Consider the following 16137-nt stretch of genomic DNA (forward strand, 5'->3'; position numbering starts at 1 on the left):
CGCCGGCATGCCGGGGATGAGGGCCACCCTGACCGCCGAGTTCCTCGCCGAGGCAGGCGATCTCGCCCGCTTCGCCGGCGCCGGCCAGCTCGCTTCCGCCGCCGGGCCGGCACCGGTGCTGCAACAGTCCGGCAAAATGCACTACCTGCGACGCGCCACCGCCGGCAGCAAGACGATGAAGTTCGTCTTCTGCCAATCCGCCTTCGCCGCGATCCGCAGCGACCCCGCCAGCAAAGCCTTCCACACCCGCAAACGAGCCGAAGGCAAACGACACCACCAAGCCCTCATCGCACTGGCCCGACGCCGCATCAACGTCCTGCACGCACTGCTGCGCACCCGCCAGCCCTACCGAGCCGACCACCGCACCTCCGCCACGGCCGCTTGACAAAAACATTAGGCAGCCTCCGCCAGGGTCGCCTTCGCCGACCGGAGGTACAGCAGCCCGAACACCGTCGCCACCAAGATGAGGACGTTGCCGACCGCGGCGCCCTGCCCGAAGGCGAAGTCCTGGAAGGACAGCCGGTAGGACCACGTGGTCAGCGTCTGCGTCGCGTTGGCCGGCCCGCCGCCGGTGACGACCATGATCACGTCGAACACCTTGATCGTGTAGACCAGCCCGAGCATGAGCACGATCCCGGTGACCGGCCGCAGCAGCGGCCAGGTGACGTGCCGGAACCGCTGCCACGCCCCGGCGCCGTCCAGCGCGGCGGCCTCGTAGAGCGACGCCGGGATCGCGCGCAGCCCGCCGTGCAGGATGACCAGGTTGAACGGGATGCCGATCCAGATGTTGGTGAGGACCACCGCCGGCAGGGCCCAGCTCGTGCTGCTCAGCCACGGCACCGCGTCGAGACCCAGCAACCGCAGGAAGGCGTTGAGCACGCCGTGGTCCTGGTCGAACATCCACCGCCAGACCGCGCCGCTGACCACCAGCGGCAGCAGCCACGGCAGCAGGAGCAGCGACCGCAGCAGCGCGCTGCCGAGGAAGCGGCCGTTGAAGAACACCGCGAGCGCCAGGCCGATGCCGAACTGGAAGACCAGCGACCCGGCGGTGAACAGCACCGTGTTGAGCGCCGCGGTCGAGAACAGCGGGCTGCCCAGCACGGCCGAGTAGTTCGAGAGGCCCACGAACGGCGCTTCGCCGGTGTAGAACGACTTCACCGTGTAGTTCTGGGTGCTCATCACCAGGTTCGCGACCAGGGGGTAGCCGAAGAACACGACGACGTAGGCCAGGGCGGGCAGCAGGAACGCCCACGCGGCGAACCGGTTGTCCCGGCGGGACTTCCGGTTCGCGCGGGGGGCCGCCGAGACCGTCGGGGCGGCGGCGAGCGTCACGAGCCGCTCGCCTGCTGCGCGGCCTTGAGGGCCTGGTCGACCGGGGTCTTCCCGGTCAGCGCCGCCTGGAGCGCGTCGGCCAGCGCCTGCGAGACCTTCGGGTACTTCTCGCCGAGCTCGGCCGTGCGGGAGCGGGCCGTGCCGACCTCGTCGACGAACGCCTGCATCGCCGGCTGGTCCGCGCCGAACTTCTGCGCCGTGGCCGTCTTCGACGGGATGTAGGCGTGCGCCTTGCTCCACTCGAGCATCGTCGGCTCCGACAGGATGCAGGAGAGCACCTTGCCGGCCGCCTGCTGGGCGGGCCCGCTGGTCACCGGCACGGTGCCGACCTCGCCGCCGAGGGCGACCACCGGCTTGCCGCCGGCCTGCGGCACCGGGATCGGCACGACGCCGTAGTGGAGAGACTTCTGCTCGTCGAGCCGGGCGATGTTCCACGAGCCGTTGATCATCATCGCCGCGTTGCCGCCGACGAACTGGTCGGCGACGTCGTTCTGGTTCCAGGTGACCACCGACTTCGACGCCGAACCCGAGTTCACCAGGTCCGTCACGTACTGCAGCGCCTGCGCCGCCTTCGGCGAGTCCACTTGCGACAGTTCGGCGCCGTTGCTCCAGAAGAACGGCAGGAACTGCCAGGTGCCCTCCTCGGACGGGATGGCGGAGAAGGCGAGGCCGTACTTGCCGTCCTTGGTCAGCTTCGCCGCGGCGGCCTTCAGCTCGTCCCACGTCTTCGGCGGCTCGACGCCCGCGGCCTGCAGGAGGTCCTTGTTGTAGATCAGCGCGAGGCCGTTGACGCCGGGGGCGACGCCGTAGAGCTTGTCCTGGTAGGTCCCGGCCTTGACGATGCTCGGGTAGTAGCCGTCGGTGGTGATGCCGTAGTCGGTCAGCGGGGTCAGCGCGCCGGTGGCGGCGACCTGCTGCAGCGTCGGGTTGTCGGTGAAGAGCAGGTTCGGCAGGGTCTTCGAGCTGGCGCTCTGCAGGACCTTCGGCAGCATCTGGTTGGTCGGCACCTTCTGGCGCTCGACCTTGATGCCGGTCTGCGCGGCGCAGGTGTCGAGGATCTTCTGCCAGGCCGCGGAGCCCTGCTCGTCGGCGTAGTAGTCCAGCTCGGTGATCGACGTGGCGGCCGGGGCGCCGGTGCCGCCCGGGGCGGACGGGGCCGGGCTGGGGCTGCAGGCGGCCAGCAGCGCGGCACTCGCGGACAGCAAAAGGGCGCGACGGACTACGGACATGGTGATTCTCCTTCGGCAGCGGAGCAGAACCGGGGGCTGTGTCGATCCCTACCGGGCGCGCGGCGAGCCGGTGCTCTCGCGCCGGGTGAGGCGGGGCCCGAGCAGCCGGACCTCCGGGGTGGTGTGGCCGGCGAGCCGGCGCATGGTCATTTCGACGGCCTGGGTGCCGACCTCCTCGGCCGGGATGGCCACGTTGGTCAGCGCGACGGCGTGCTGCTCGGCCATGCTGTCCGGGCACACGGCGATGACCGAGATGTCCTCGGGCACCCGCAGGCCGCGGTGGCGCAGGTCCGACAGCAGCCCGGGCAGCACGGCCTCGTTGTGCACGACCAGGCCGGTCAGCCCGGGGTCGGCGGCGAGCAGTTCGTCCAGGCAGGCGCTCACCGCCTCGTAGGAGTGGGCGCACGCGTGGGAAGCCGCGCGCACGCCACGGCTCTTCGTGGCTTCGTCGAAGCCGCGCAGGAACCGGGTCGCGTAGCTCGTCCCGCGCCGGTAGACGGCGGGGGAGGGGCCGATCAGCGCGATCGAGCGGTGGCCGAGGTCGGCCAGGTGCGCGACGCACGCCGAGGCCGCCGCGGTGAAGTCGAGGTCGACGCAGCTCAGCCCGGCCGGGTGGTCGGGCACGCCGATGAGCACCACCGGCAGGTCGAGCGCCAGCAGCATCGGCACCCGCGGGTCGGCGGTTTCGACGTCCATCACCATCAGCGCGTCGGCGATCGCCGAGGACGCCACCCGCTGCAGCGCGGCGGGACCCTCGTCCTTGGTGAGCAGCAGCAGGTCGTGGTCGTGCGTCCGGGCGGCGGTGACCGCCGACGCGACGAACTCCATCACGACGGCGACGTTGAGGTCCGTGCGCAGCGGCACGACGAGCGCGAGCACGTTGGTCTTGCTGCTGGCCAGCGCCCGCGCCCCGGCGTGGGGGTGGTAGCCGAGCTTGCGGATGCTGTCTTCGACCAGCCGCCGGGTCTTCGGCGAGATCGAGCGCTTGCCGCTGATCACGTACGACACCGTGCTGGGGGCCACCCCGGCCGCGTTGGCGACGTCGTTGATCGTGACCACGGGCGGCCTCCTGGGGACGGGGAGGAGAAGGAACGAGTGTGTCGAAGCGCATCGACGATGGCACGAAGGTAAGTGACACCAGCCCGAAACACAAGCATCATTCGCCGGTTGCCGCTATTCGACGGCTGTTCGACAACGGGCGCCTTCGTCGAAAACGTCGAAACCTCCTGTTGGTGGTTCTTTCAGCAGCTCAGCGCGACTGAAAACCGGTTGTGGCCAGGCGCCTGGGAGCGGTCCCAGCAACTCTTGACCCTGTGCTCACGCGGCTGTAATAGTCGTCGGGTTCCCCGCCGTTCGACGCGAATGTTCCGCGCCACGCCGTCGAAACGATTCGACGAATCGGAGGCCGTCCGTGCGCCTGTTCCCCTTCCGCCGTGCCCTCGTCCCGGCGGTGGCCGCGACCCTGCTGCTGGCGCCGTCGCCGGCGCTCGCGGCCCCGCCACCACCGTTTCGCGACCCGGCCCTGCCGCTGGCCGCGCGGATCGACGACCTGCTGTCCCGCTTGACGGCGGACGAGAAGATTTCGCTGCTGCACCAGTACGAGCCGGCGATCCCGCGGCTCGGCATCGGCGTGTTCAAGACCGGCACCGAGGCGCTCCACGGCGTCGCGTGGTCGACGGACTACGACAACTCCGGTGCCGTGGTCAAGGCCGACGGCACGGTCTACCCGCAGGCCATCGGCCTGGCCAGCACCTGGGACCCGGCGCTGGTGAAGCAGGTGGGCGCGGCCGTCGGGCAGGAGGCGCGCGGGTTCAACGCCCGCAACCCGACGCTGTGGGGCCTGAACCTGTGGGCACCGGTGGTGAACCTGCTGCGCGACCCGCGGTGGGGCCGCAACGAAGAGGGCTACTCCGAAGACCCGTACCTGACCGGGAAGTTCGCGGTCGCCTACGGCCACGGCATCCAGGGTGACGACCCGCGCTACCTGCAGGCCGCCCCGACGCTGAAGCACTTCCTCGCCTACAACAACGAGGCCGACCGCGACACCAGCAACTCTTCGGTGCCGCCGCGGATCCTGCACGACTACGACCAGCAGGCGTTCGAGATCCCGCTGCGGGCGGGCGCGGCCAACGCCGTGATGCCGTCGTACAACCTGGTCAACGGCCGCCCGAACCACGTGAGCCCGGACCTCGACGGCGCGCTGCGGAAGTGGGCGCCGCAGGACATCGCCGTCGTCAGCGACGCCGGCGCGCCGTCCAACCTGGTCAACTCGGAGAAGTACTACGCCACCAAGGCCGAAGGGGACGCGGCGGCGATCAAGGCCGGCCTCGACAGCTTCACCGACAACGACACCGACGGCTCGATCACCGTCGCCGCCGTCAAGGAGGCCCTCGCCAAGGGCTTCCTGACCATGGCCGACGTCGAGAACGCCGACCGCCACCTGCTGTCGCTGCGGTTCCGGCTCGGCGAATTCGACCCGCCGGGCCGCAACCCGTACGCGAAGATCACCCCGGCCGTCATCGGCTCGCCCGAGCACCAGGCCCTGGCGCGCAAGACCGCCGACGCGCAGGTGGTGCTGCTGCGCAACAACGGCGGCGCCCTGCCGCTGGACGCCGCGCGGAACAAGAAGATCGCCGTCGTCGGCCCGCTCTCGAACACGCTGTACGAAGACTGGTACAGCGGCGCGATGCAGTACAAGGTCACGCCGGTGCAGGGCATCCGGGAGCGGCTCGGCTCGGCGGGGACGGTCGCGGCGTCCGAAGGTGTCGACCGGATCGCGCTCAAGGACCTCGCCACCGGCCGCTACCTCACGGCGCCCGCCACCACCGGCAAGGTGACCGCGGGCGGGACGACCGCGGGCCCGGCGGAGTCCTTCGACGTCTACGACTGGGGTGCCGGGAAGAACACGCTGCGCGCGGCCGCGAACGGCAAGTTCCTCAGCTACTCCGGCGGTGCGCTGGTGAACGACGTCGACCAGCCGGCCGGCTGGTTCGTGCAGCAGCAGCTGAAGCTCGACGCGCAGCCCGACGGCAGCTACGTGCTGGAGTACGCGGGCAACGAGGTGAACGAGCCGTGGTTCGGGCCGGACAAGTTCGCCGTCGTCGGCCCCGACGGCGTCCTGACGATCTCCTCGCCGGACGCCGCGCACGCGACGAAGTTCGGCCGGGACGTGCTGACCAGCGGCGTCGGCAGCGCGGTCGCCGCGGCGAAGGGCGCGGACACCGCCGTCGTCGTGGTCGGCAGCATGCCGTTCATCAACGGCCGCGAGGCGAACGACCGCACGAGCACCGAGCTCGCCCCGGCGCAGCGCGCGCTGATCGAGGCGGTGCGGCAGGCGAACCCGCACACCGTCGTCGTGGTCGAGAACAGCTACCCGACGACCGGCTGGGACACGCTGCCGGTGCCCGGCATCCTGTGGACCAGCCACGCCGGGCAGGAGACCGGGCACGCGGTCGCCGACGTGCTCTTCGGCGACACCGACCCGAGCGGGCGGCTGACGCAGACCTGGTACGCCTCCGACGCCGGGCTGCCGAGCATCCTCGACTACGACATCGCCAAGACCGGGATGACGTACCAGTACTACCGCGGCAAGCCGCTGTTCCCGTTCGGCTACGGGCTCAGCTACACGAGTTTCCGCTACGCCGACGTGCGGGCCACCCGGTTCGGTGACAAGGTCCGGGTGAGCGTCGACGTGACGAACACCGGCGCCCGCACCGGCAGCGACGTCGTCCAGCTCTACTCGAGTGCCCGGCAGTCCCGGGTCCAGCAGCCGGTGAAGCAGCTGCGCGGCTTCTCGAAGGTGACCCTGGCGCCGAAGGAGACCCGCACGGTGCGGTTCGAGGTACCCGTGGCGGACCTGGCCTTCTGGGACGTCACCCGCGGGAAGTCCGTGGTGGAGAGCGGGGTCTACGACTTCGCGATCGGCCGCAACGCCACCGACGTGGCCGGGGCCCGGCCGGTGTACGTCGCGGGGGAGCGGATCCCCGCCCGCGACCTGACCCGGCCGACGCAGGCGCAGAACTTCGACGCCTACCGGGGCACGACGCTGACCGACACGGCGAAGACGGCGGGCACGTCCGTCGCGGCCACGGCGGGCAGCTGGCTGGCGTTCGAGGACGTCGCGCTGAACGGCCCGGCGACGTTCACCGCGTCGGCGTCGAAGGCGGAGGCGGGGACGACGAGCATCACCGTCCACCTCGACTCGCCGACCGGCCGCGTGCTGGGCACGGTCCCGGTGCCCTCGACGGGCGACCACTACGCGTACGCGACGGTGACCGGGGCACTGACGAAGGCCGGCGGACGGCACGACGTGTACCTGACGTTCGACGGCCCGGTGAACCTGGCGACGTTCTCCCTGCGCTGATCCCGGTCGGCCGGGTTGCACGGCGAGCCCCCTCGGCTCCTCGTGCACCCCGGCCGGCAGCGTCGCTGCGGCCCCGACGGTGCCAGGCGGCGCTACACGATCGCCACATTCGGGCGACGCCGGTGTCGGCCGGTCAGGGTTTGCGGCCCACGCCGGCGTACGGGAGGGAGTTGACCGAGGGGTTGTCGGACATGTCGCCCGCTCCCTCGGGGTTCCACATCGCGCAGCCGACCAGGCCCGGTTCGACCAGGTCGAAGCCCTCGAAGAAGCGGAGCACCTCGTCGTGCGTGCGGGGGAACGGGCGGTTCTGCTGGTTCTGCTGGTGCGTGTACACCTCGATCGCCTCGTCGAGGCCCGCCGAGCCGGAGTCCGCCGCCACGTGTGTGAGCGCCAGGAAGCTGCCCGGGGCGAGGCGGTCGCGGTAGCGGGCCAGGATGCCCACCGGGTCCCACGAGTCGGGGACGAAGTGCAGCAGCAGCAACATGAACACCCCCGTCGGCTGCTCCGGGTCGAGCAGGCGGCGGGCCGGCTCCGCGTCGAAGATGTCGTTGACGTCGCGCAGGTCGGCCTGCAGCACCGCGCAGTTGTCGTTGTCCTGCAGCAGCAGTTCGCTGTGCGCCACGGCCACCGGCTCGCGGTCGACGTACACCACCCGGCACGCCGGGTCGACCTGCTGGACGATCTCGTGCAGGTTCCCCACGGTCGGGATGCCGGAGCCGACGTCGAGGAACTGGCGGACGCCGGCGTGCACCATGTACCGCGCCGCGCGGCGCAGGAAGGCGCGGTTGAGCCGAGTCGCGTCGCGGATGCCCGGCATGATCCGCAGGATCTGTTCCCCGAGCGCGCGGTCGGCCGCGAAGTTGTGGTCGCCGTCGAGCCAGAAGTCGTACACCCGCGCCGGGTTCGGCACCGAGGTGTCGATCTCCGGCGGTACCCAGCCCGGCTCTGCGGTCACGGGACCTCCCACCCTCGCGAACTTTCGGCAGCGAAGCTTAGCCCCTCATCCGTTCGTGTGGACTCGCACTCCGGGGCCCCCGGCCGCGGCTAAGGTGGCCCGGTCGCGAGGAGACGTCGCGAGGAGACGAGGCCATGACGAACCCGCGTCCCGTGCCCGGCAGGCTGCCCCTGCTCGGGCACACCGTGCCCCTGCTGCGCGACCCGCTCAAGTTCTTCACCTCCTTGGCGCAGCACGGGGACGTCGTCGAAATCCACCTCGGTCCGCTGCCCGTGCACGTGGTCACGACCCCGGCGCTGGCCTGGCGGGTGCTGGCCACCGACGCCGGAAAGTTCGACAAGGGCCTGGTCTTCGACAAGATGCGCCCGCTCTTCGGCGACGGCCTGGCCACGTCGAACGGCGAGCTCAACCGCCGCCGGCGCGGACTGGTGCTGCCCGCCTTCGGCCGCCCCCGGATCGCCGCCTACGCCGAGCACACCATGACGAAGCTGGCCGCCGAACTGGTGGACTCGTGGCGGCCCGGCGAAGTCGTCGAATTCGACCGGCGGATGCAGGACCTGGTGCTGACCATCGCCGGGCAGACGCTGTTCTCCACCGCCCTCGGCGACGAAGTCCTCGCGGAGATCCGGCACTCGATCCCGGTCATGCTCAAGTACGTGCTGGTGCGGGCGTTCTCGCCGCGGTTCGTCGAGAAGCTGCCGATCCCGCCGAACCGGCGGTTCGACGCCGCGGCCACGCGCCTGCGCGAGGTGATCGGCGAAACCGTCGTCGCCGCGCGCGAAGACGGCGCCGACCACGGCGACCTGCTCTCGACGCTGCTGTCGGCCCGCGACGAGGAGACCGGCGAAGGCATGTCGGACCGCCAGGTGCACGACGAGGTCATCACGATCCTGACCACCGGCGCCGAAACGACCGCCGTCGCGCTGGCCTGGTTCTTCCACGAACTCGGGCAGCACCCGGACGTCGAACGCCGGTTCCACCTCGAAGTCGACGAAGTGCTCGGCGGCCGGCCCGCGCGCTTCGAAGACCTGCCCGCGCTGGGGTACACGCACCGGATCGTCGACGAGATCGTCCGCCGCACCCCGCCGCTGATCCTGATGCGCCGCGCCCGCGAGGACGTCGAACTCGGCGGCGTGGCGATCCCCGCGGGCAGCGAGGTCGCCGTCAGCCAGCACACGCTGCACCGCGATCCGCGCTGGTTCCCCGACCCGGACCGGTTCGACCCGGACCGCTGGGCGCCCGGCCGCGCCGCGGAACTGCCGAAGGGGGCGTACATCCCGTTCGGCGCGGGCGCGCGGCTGTGCCCCGGGCACGTGTTCGCGCCGACGGAGATCGCCATCGTCGCCGCGACCGTCGGGGCGCGCTGGCGGCTGGTCCCGGTGCCGGGCAAGAAGGTGTACGCGCAGATCAAGGCGACGATGCAGCCGAACCGGCTGCCGATGACCGTCGTACCCCGGACCTGACGGTGCCGGTCCCGCTACCGGGTGTAGTGTTCCGGGGTCCGGCAGCCGGTCCGGCTCGGAAGGGGAGTGCGGTGTGAGACGGCCGCTCAAGCTGACGGCGGCGCTGGCCGCCTGCGGTGTCCTGCTCGCGTCGCTGACCGCCGCGGTGCCCGCCGAGGCCGCCGCGATCTCCTGCAGCGACACGGATCTGCCGGTCACCGGCCCCGGCCTGCCGCCGCTGGTGCCCGGGGCGCCCGCAGTCGTGCACGGCCGGCTCTGCCTGCCCGCCGGCGCCGCACCGGACACCGTCCAGTTGCTCGTGCACGGCGGGACGTACAACAGCGCGTACTGGGACCTGCCGTACGACCCCCAGCGCTACTCCTACCAGCGGGACATGGCCGCGCACGGCTACGCGACCTTCGCCGCCGACCAGCTCGGCGCCGGGCGCAGCAGCCGCCCGCTCAGCCTGCCGCTGTCGGTCTGGGCCGCGGCGGAGTCGATGCACGAGGTCGTCGGCCACCTGCGGGCCGGCCACGTCGGCGGGGTTCCCTTCGCGAAGGTGGTCATCGTCGGCCACTCGGTCGGGTCGGGGGTCGTCGCGGCGGAGGCGTCGACCTACCACGACGTCGACGGCGTCGTCCTGCCCGCGCTGCCGGTGCTCGCCCTCGGCGCGGCGCTCGGCCTGCAGCCCGCTCTGCTCGACGGGCAGCTGTCGACGCTGGGCAGCGATCCGCTGTACTTCACGACGAAACCGGGTGCACGGGCCGGGTTGTTCTACGCCGCGGGTGACGCCGACCCCGCCGTGATCGCCGCGGACGAGGCGACGAAGGACCAGGTTTCGGTGCCGGGGATGGGCACGGTCGCGTTGTTCGGGATCGTGCTGCCCGCGACGTGGGGAATTACCGCACCGGTTTTCCAGGTGGTCGGTGAAAGGACGTCCTTTTCTGCGGCGTGCTGGCCCTGCGTGACTGTTCGGACGCGAAGGTCCTGAAGGCGCAGGAAGCGCCCTACTACGCCGATCCGGCGAAGTTGTCGGTGTACGTGCTGCCCGGCGCGGGCCATTCCGTGGCGTTGCACGAAAACGCGGGCGAATACCGCACCGCCACCCGTTTGTGGCTGCAGGACCACCTCGGCACAACTCCGCAGGGTTATCACTCGATCGGACGAAACTGAAGCCGTGCGTGTCGCACAATTCCACGCCAAGATATATCGATTGACCCGAACCGGTGTGTGCACTGAACCCTTGGACAGCCTGAGGTGACTGCTCCCCATCCCCACGGCGACGCGCCGCGGAAGAAGCCGTCCGCCGAACGCGCGGCGCGCCGGCTCGCCGCGCTCGCGCGCAAGTGGGGCTACCTGGTCAGCACCACGGCGTACCTGCCGCACACGCCGGAGGAGATCGAACGCGAGCTGGCGGCCCTGTCCGGGCGGCTGTTCGCCGCGGTGGTCAGCGATCCGCCGGACCTCGCGGCGGCCGCGGACGCCGGCGGGCGGCTCGTCGAGCTGCGGTGCGTCGGCGCGGACAGCCTGCGCCGCAGCCTCGAAGTCCTGGGCAAGGCGCTGCTGCGCGAGCCGGAACTGGGCGGGGTCGAGCGGCTGGCTGAGCGGGTCGTGCTCGTGCTCGGCGCCTTCAGCTCCGGCTACGGCGAGATGCTGCGCGAGGACATCCAGAAGCGGCAGGAGGGCCTGAGCCGCGCGCTGCTGAAGGTCGAGCAGGAAACCCGGCAGAAGCAGGTGATCACCCGCGCCCAGTTCGAGGAGGTGTTCGCCGGCTCGGCCAGCGGCGTCGCCCTCACCGACCTGGACGGCCGGGTGCTGCGGGCGAACGCCGCGCTCGCCAAGACCCTCAACCGCACGCCGGCGGAGATCGCCGCGCTGACGTTGTTCGACCTGGTCCACCCCGAGGACGTCGAGCAGCTGCGGGAAAGCTACCGCGAGCTGGTGGCGGGGCGGCTGCACCGGCTGCGCGCCGGCCGCCGCCTGGTCGGCAAGGACGGCGAGCCGATGTGGGCGACGTTCGCCGCGTCGGTGATCCGCGACGCGGTCGGCACGCCCCGGCAGCTGCTGACGATCGTGGACGACGACACCGAGGTCTCGCTGCTGCAGCGGCGGCTGAGCCACCAGGCGCTGCACGACGCGCTCACCGGCCTGCCGAACCGGCAGTTCTTCAGCACCCGCCTGGAAACCCTGCTGCGCGACGCGGACCCGGCCCGCGGGATCACGCTCTTCCACCTCGACCTCGACGGCTTTTCCCGGATCAACGGCGGGCTCGGCCAGGAACTCGGCGACCGGGTGCTGCGCGGCGTCGCCGCGAAGCTGAAGACGGTCTTCGAGCCGGAGAAGGCGCTCGTGGCCCGCCTCGGCGGCGACGAATTCGGCGTGGTCGTGCCGAACACGGCGGACACGCCGGGCGTGGTGACGCTCGTCCGCCGGATCACCCGCGAGCTCGCCGAAGCCGAGTACGTCGACGGGGAACGCGGGGTGGCGGTGTCGGCCGCCATCGGCGTCGTCCACCGGCCACCGCGCGACACCACGCCCGCGGAACTGCTGCGCGCCTCGGACCTGACCCTGCGGCGCGCCCAGCGGACGGGCAGCCAGTGGGGCCTGTTCGACCGCGACCTGGACCGGCGCGACCGCCACGATTACGGCCTGGCCGCATCGATGGCGGGCGCGTGGGAGAACGGCGACATCGTGGCCGGCTACCGGGTGCTGGTTTCCGCGACGAGCGGGGCGGTCGGGGGCGTCGAGGCACGGCTGCGCTGGAACCACCCGGCCGAGGGCGTGCTGCCGCACGAGACGTGCGTGCGGCTGGCGGCGGAGACCGGCCTGGCGCTGCCACTGGGCACGTGGCTGCTGCGCACGGCGGCCGAGCAACTGGCGGCGGCCGGGATCGGCGTGCCGCTGGTCGTGGAGCTGACCCCGCAGCAGGCGGCGGACCCCGAGCTGGTCGGCGAGCTCCGCGGCGTCCTGGAGGACACCGGCCTGCCCCCGGACCGCCTGCGCCCGGGCTTCCCGGCGCCGGCGCTGACGGCGGAGAGCGGCGACGCGGCGGACAACATCAAGGTGCTGGCGGAGATCGGCGTCCGGGCGGAGATCCACGGCTTCGCCGACGCCTGCTGCTTGACGGAGTTCCCCGCCGGCACGGTGCGGATTTCGGCGGACCTGGCGGCCAAGCGAGAGCACCCCTTGGTGACCGGGCCGCTGTCGGCCTTGATCGACGCGGCGCACGCGGCCGGGGCGTCGGTGTCGGTCGCCGGGGTGCGGACCGCGGACGAAGCCGCGTGGTGGCAGGAGCGGGGCGTGGATCTGCTGACGGGTCCGGCGTTCCCGGAGCGGCCGGGCGGCCTGCCCGCCTGCTGAGTCCGATCCGCACGGTCAGATCCGCACGAGAACCTCGTCGAGGGGCTTGCGCCGCAGGTCGGGTACCACGCAGTCGTCGGCCGGGTAGCCGACCGGGATCACCGCGAACGCCTTTTCGTTGCGGGGGCGGCCGAGCAGGTCGCCGAGGAAGCGCATCGGCGACGGCGTGTGCGTCAACGCCGCGAGCCCCGCCACCTGCAACGCCGTGAGCAGCATGCCGACCGCGATGCCGACGGACTCGTCGACGTAGTAGTGCTTGCGGACCCCGCCGTCGTCGTCGAGGGCGAACCGCTGCTGGAACACGACGATCAGGTACGGCGCGTCCGTCAGGTGCGGCTTCACCGCGTCCGTCCCGAGCGGCCGGAGCGCGTCGAGCCATGCGTCGCCGAGCCGGCCGTCGTAGGAAATCCGTTCCTCCGCTTCGGCCGCTTCGCGGATCCGGCGGCGCACTTCGGGATCGGTGACGAGAACGAACGTCCACGGCTGCTGGTGCGCCCCGCTCGGCGCGGTGGACGCCACCGCGATCGCGTCGAGCACCGCGCGCTCGGGTACCGGGTCGGCGGAGAACATCCGCACCGAGCGCCGGGCCTCCATCCGCTGCCGCAGCGCGGCCACCCGGGCGAGCGCTTCGTCGTCGGACAGCCGGGTGGGGCGGTACGGGACCGGGTGATACGTCATGCCGGAATTGTGGTGGCGGACCCGGCCGCGGCAGCAGGGCCGAACGTACGATTCGCGGAGTTAAGCGTCCGCTGTACGGACAGTAAGGTGATCCTTGCTCCGGAAATTACCCGGGATGGCGCAAGGAAACTAGGCCGTCCGGTCCTGTCGCGTGAAGTGACCTCCTCATTACCCTCCAGTAGCAGGCAGTGGTGCCGATCACAGTCGTACCGGGAGGCTTCATGGCGTCGCGCGTCCGAGGACCCGGCTCCGAAGACCGGCGCGAACTGCGGATCCGGCACCTCACCGGCTGCCTTCCGTGCACGCTCAAATGCGCGTACTGCGGGCTGCCGGTGCGGCTCGCCGGGCGGGGCGACCACCCCGGCTACGGCGTGGTCGAAGAAGTGACCGGCGGACTCGTGCTGCTGCACCGGTTCTGCCGCAGCGCGCTCGGCCGCTGCGGGACGCGGGGGTGCGTGCTGCGGCGCGCCCACCTCGGCCGCGCGACCGAGCAGTACGAAACCGGCCGGCGGCCCGGGCGCTACCAGCGCCTCGGCGTCCGGCGCTCGCCCGACCTCGATCTGTACCGGAAGCACTGGCGGATCGCGAAGATGCGGTACGCGTGCAAGGCGTGCCGGTACTACACCGGCTCGCACTGAGCCGGTCCTTCCATCACGACGCGGAGGACTCGTGCTCGTTCGTCTCATCCTCGGCCTGCTCATGACGGTCGTCGGCCTCGCCGTCGCCGGAAAGCGGGTGGCCTTCCTGTACCGGCTGATCAAAGCCGGCCAGCCGGACACCAAGCGGTCCGGCGAGCTGGGTGCCCGGCTCTTCGCGCAGGTGCGCGAGGTCTTCGGCCAGCGCAAGCTGCTGAAGTGGTCGGTGCCCGGCCTGGCGCACTTCTTCACGTTCTGGGGCTTCGTGATCCTCGCTTCGGTGTACCTCGAGGCCTACGGCGCGCTGTTCGACGAGAAGTTCGCCATCCCGTGGATCGGTCACTGGGCGGTGCTCGGCTTCCTGCAGGACTTCATCGCCGTCGCGGTGGCCGTCTCGCTGGGCGTCTTCACGATCATCCGGATCCGCAACGCCCCTGCGCGCAAGGACCGCGCGTCGCGGTTCTACGGATCGCACACCGGCGGCGCGTGGCTGATCCTCGTGATGATCTTCAACGTCGTCTGGACGATGTTCTTCTTCCGCGGCGCGTCTTCGGCGTCCGGCAACTTCCCCTACGACAACGGCGCGTACGTCTCCCTCGGCGTCGGCAAGCTGCTGGCGCCGCTCGGGCACGCGACGACCGAGGTGCTGGAGACGGTCGGGCTGCTGCTGCACATCGGCGTCATGCTGGTGTTCCTCTCGATCGTGCTGTATTCCAAGCACCTGCACATCTTCGTGGCGCCGATCAACGTCTCGGCGAAGCGGCTGCCGGACGCGCTCGGCCCGCTGCTGCCGATGGAGTCCGGCGGCAAGCCGATCGACTTCGAAGACCCGGGCGAGGACGACACGTTCGGCCGCGGCAAGATCGGCGACTTCACGTGGAAGGGCATGCTCGACTTCACCACGTGCACCGAGTGCGGCCGCTGCCAGTCGCAGTGCCCGGCGTGGAACACCGGGAAGCCGTTGTCGCCCAAGCTCGTCATCATGAACCTGCGGGACAACCTGTTCGAGGAGGCGCCCTACATCCTCGCCGGCACCGAGCACGAGGGCGCGCGCCCGCTGGTCGGCCCGGAGGACGACGGCGGCGTCATCGACCCGGACGTGCTCTGGTCGTGCACCACGTGCGGCGCGTGCGTCGAGCAGTGCCCGGTGGACATCGAGCACGTCGACCACATCGTCGACATGCGCCGCTACCAGGTGATGATCGAGTCGGCGTTCCCGACCGAACTCGGCGGGCTGTTCAAGAACCTGGAGACCAAGGGCAACCCGTGGGGCCAGAACAACTCGGAGCGCCTCGCCTGGACGAAGGACCTGGGCTTCGACGTCCCGGTGTTCGACGGCGAGCTGGCCGAAGACGTCGAGTACGTCTACTGGGTCGGCTGCGCGGGCGCGTTCGACGACCAGGCGCGCAAGACCGTCCGCGCCACGGCGGAGCTGCTGCACATCGCCGGGGTGAAGTACGTGGTGCTGGGCAAGGAGGAGTCCTGCACCGGTGACCCGGCGCGGCGCGCGGGCAACGAGTTCCTCTTCCAGATGATGGCCCAGCAGACGGCCGAGACGCTCAACGCGGTGTTCGAGGGCCGCGAGCCGCGGCTGCGCAAGATCGTCACGACGTGCCCGCACTGCCTGAACACGCTGAGCCGCGAGTACCCGCAGCTGGACGGCCACTACGAGGTGGTCCACCACACGCAGCTGCTCAACCGCCTGGTCCGCGGCGGGCAGCTGACCCCGGTCAAGCCGGTGGCGGAGGGCCCCCGCGTCACCTACCACGACCCGTGTTACCTGGGCCGCCACAACAAGGTGTACACGCCCCCGCGCGAGCTGGTCGGCGCGACGGGCGCGTCCCTGGCGGAGATGCCCCGCCACGCGGACCGCGCGTTGTGCTGCGGCGCGGGCGGCGCCCGCATGTGGATGGAGGAGCAGATCGGCAAGCGCATCAACCTGGAGCGCGTGGACGAAGCGATCGCCACGGAGGCGGAGACGATCGTGACGGGCTGCCCGTTCTGCCGCGTGATGCTGACCGACGGGCTGGTGCAGCGGCAGAGCGAGCAGAAGGCGGAGAACGTGGACGTCCGTGATGTCGCTCAGCTGCTGTTGGAGCGGGTGAAGGCGACGGACGCCTCGACGCCGAAGGTCTGACCGAGG

Annotated in this window: 12 protein-coding genes and 1 pseudogene; 8 read left to right on the top strand and 5 right to left on the bottom strand. The window is 71.2% G+C overall.

Features of this window, described 5'->3' with window-relative positions; translation table 11 throughout:
• Positions 1–385, top strand: a 385-nt coding sequence (locus tag ACLJPY_RS03050) for a transposase (protein WP_410586448.1), incomplete at its 5' end; no start/stop codon positions are given.
• An 8-nt stretch (positions 386–393) separates the two neighbouring features.
• Here ACLJPY_RS03050 and ACLJPY_RS03055 read toward each other — a convergent pair.
• Genes ACLJPY_RS03055 through ACLJPY_RS03065 form a run of 3 tightly spaced genes read right to left on the bottom strand, consistent with a single transcriptional unit; the run spans position 394 to position 3620 of the window.
• Positions 394–1332, bottom strand: a complete 939-nt coding sequence (locus ACLJPY_RS03055) for a carbohydrate ABC transporter permease (RefSeq protein WP_410586449.1) — start codon at positions 1330–1332, stop codon at positions 394–396.
• Positions 1329–2561: an extracellular solute-binding protein gene (locus ACLJPY_RS03060; RefSeq protein ID WP_410586450.1), complete on the bottom strand. Its 1233-nt coding sequence runs from the start codon at positions 2559–2561 to the stop codon at positions 1329–1331. The genes ACLJPY_RS03055 and ACLJPY_RS03060 overlap by 4 nt, the downstream gene beginning before the upstream one ends.
• A gap of 48 nt (positions 2562–2609) precedes the next feature.
• Positions 2610–3620: a LacI family DNA-binding transcriptional regulator gene (locus ACLJPY_RS03065; RefSeq protein WP_410586451.1), complete on the bottom strand. Its 1011-nt coding sequence runs from the start codon at positions 3618–3620 to the stop codon at positions 2610–2612.
• Between the two features lie 38 nt (positions 3621–3658).
• Here ACLJPY_RS03065 and ACLJPY_RS03070 point away from each other — a divergent pair, with 38 nt between their 5' ends.
• The gene (locus ACLJPY_RS03070; protein WP_410586452.1) at positions 3659–3823 is read left to right on the top strand and encodes a hypothetical protein; all 165 of its coding nucleotides are present in this window, start codon (positions 3659–3661) and stop codon (positions 3821–3823) included.
• Between the two features lie 149 nt (positions 3824–3972).
• Positions 3973–6924: a glycoside hydrolase family 3 C-terminal domain-containing protein gene (locus tag ACLJPY_RS03075; protein WP_410586453.1), complete on the top strand. Its 2952-nt coding sequence runs from the start codon at positions 3973–3975 to the stop codon at positions 6922–6924.
• Between the two features lie 133 nt (positions 6925–7057).
• Here the strand turns inward: ACLJPY_RS03075 and ACLJPY_RS03080 are convergent, their stop codons facing one another.
• The gene (locus tag ACLJPY_RS03080; protein WP_410586454.1) at positions 7058–7879 is read right to left on the bottom strand and encodes an SAM-dependent methyltransferase; all 822 of its coding nucleotides are present in this window, start codon (positions 7877–7879) and stop codon (positions 7058–7060) included.
• A 134-nt stretch (positions 7880–8013) separates the two neighbouring features.
• Between ACLJPY_RS03080 and ACLJPY_RS03085 the strand changes: the two genes are divergently transcribed.
• The 3 genes and pseudogenes from ACLJPY_RS03085 (at position 8014) to ACLJPY_RS03095 (ending at position 12681) form a co-directional block, all read left to right on the top strand.
• On the top strand, positions 8014–9342 hold the full coding sequence (locus tag ACLJPY_RS03085) for a cytochrome P450 (RefSeq protein WP_410586455.1): 1329 nt from the start codon (positions 8014–8016) through the stop codon (positions 9340–9342).
• A 73-nt stretch (positions 9343–9415) separates the two neighbouring features.
• Positions 9416–10494 (top strand): annotated as a pseudogene (locus ACLJPY_RS03090) (alpha/beta hydrolase).
• An 84-nt stretch (positions 10495–10578) separates the two neighbouring features.
• Positions 10579–12681 carry a putative bifunctional diguanylate cyclase/phosphodiesterase gene (locus tag ACLJPY_RS03095; RefSeq protein ID WP_410586456.1) on the top strand — a complete coding sequence of 701 codons (2103 nt, stop codon included), beginning with the start codon at positions 10579–10581 and terminating at the stop codon, positions 12679–12681.
• A 15-nt stretch (positions 12682–12696) separates the two neighbouring features.
• Here the strand turns inward: ACLJPY_RS03095 and ACLJPY_RS03100 are convergent, their stop codons facing one another.
• A complete protein-coding gene (locus tag ACLJPY_RS03100; protein WP_410586457.1) occupies positions 12697–13359 on the bottom strand; it encodes a nitroreductase family protein in 663 nt (220 codons plus the stop codon).
• Between the two features lie 221 nt (positions 13360–13580).
• Between ACLJPY_RS03100 and ACLJPY_RS03105 the strand changes: the two genes are divergently transcribed.
• Both ACLJPY_RS03105 and ACLJPY_RS03110 read left to right on the top strand, forming a co-directional pair.
• On the top strand, positions 13581–13997 hold the full coding sequence (locus ACLJPY_RS03105) for a hypothetical protein (RefSeq protein WP_410586458.1): 417 nt from the start codon (positions 13581–13583) through the stop codon (positions 13995–13997).
• A gap of 31 nt (positions 13998–14028) precedes the next feature.
• On the top strand, positions 14029–16131 hold the full coding sequence (locus ACLJPY_RS03110) for a (Fe-S)-binding protein (protein ID WP_410586459.1): 2103 nt from the start codon (positions 14029–14031) through the stop codon (positions 16129–16131).
• Positions 16132–16137 lie beyond the last annotated feature (6 nt).

This window comes from Amycolatopsis sp. lyj-23, assembly GCF_046549135.1.
Lineage (GTDB): Bacteria > Actinomycetota > Actinomycetes > Mycobacteriales > Pseudonocardiaceae > Amycolatopsis.

Excerpts from the sequence above, each read along its gene's own strand:
- ACLJPY_RS03060 (WP_410586450.1), bottom strand. The coding sequence starts at position 2,561 with ATGTCCGTAGTCCGTCGCGCCCTTTTGCTGTCCGCGAGTGCCGCGCTG.
- ACLJPY_RS03085 (WP_410586455.1), top strand. The coding sequence starts at position 8,014 with ATGACGAACCCGCGTCCCGTGCCCGGCAGGCTGCCCCTGCTCGGGCAC.
- ACLJPY_RS03100 (WP_410586457.1), bottom strand. The coding sequence starts at position 13,359 with ATGACGTATCACCCGGTCCCGTACCGCCCCACCCGGCTGTCCGACGAC.
- ACLJPY_RS03105 (WP_410586458.1), top strand. The coding sequence starts at position 13,581 with ATGGCGTCGCGCGTCCGAGGACCCGGCTCCGAAGACCGGCGCGAACTG.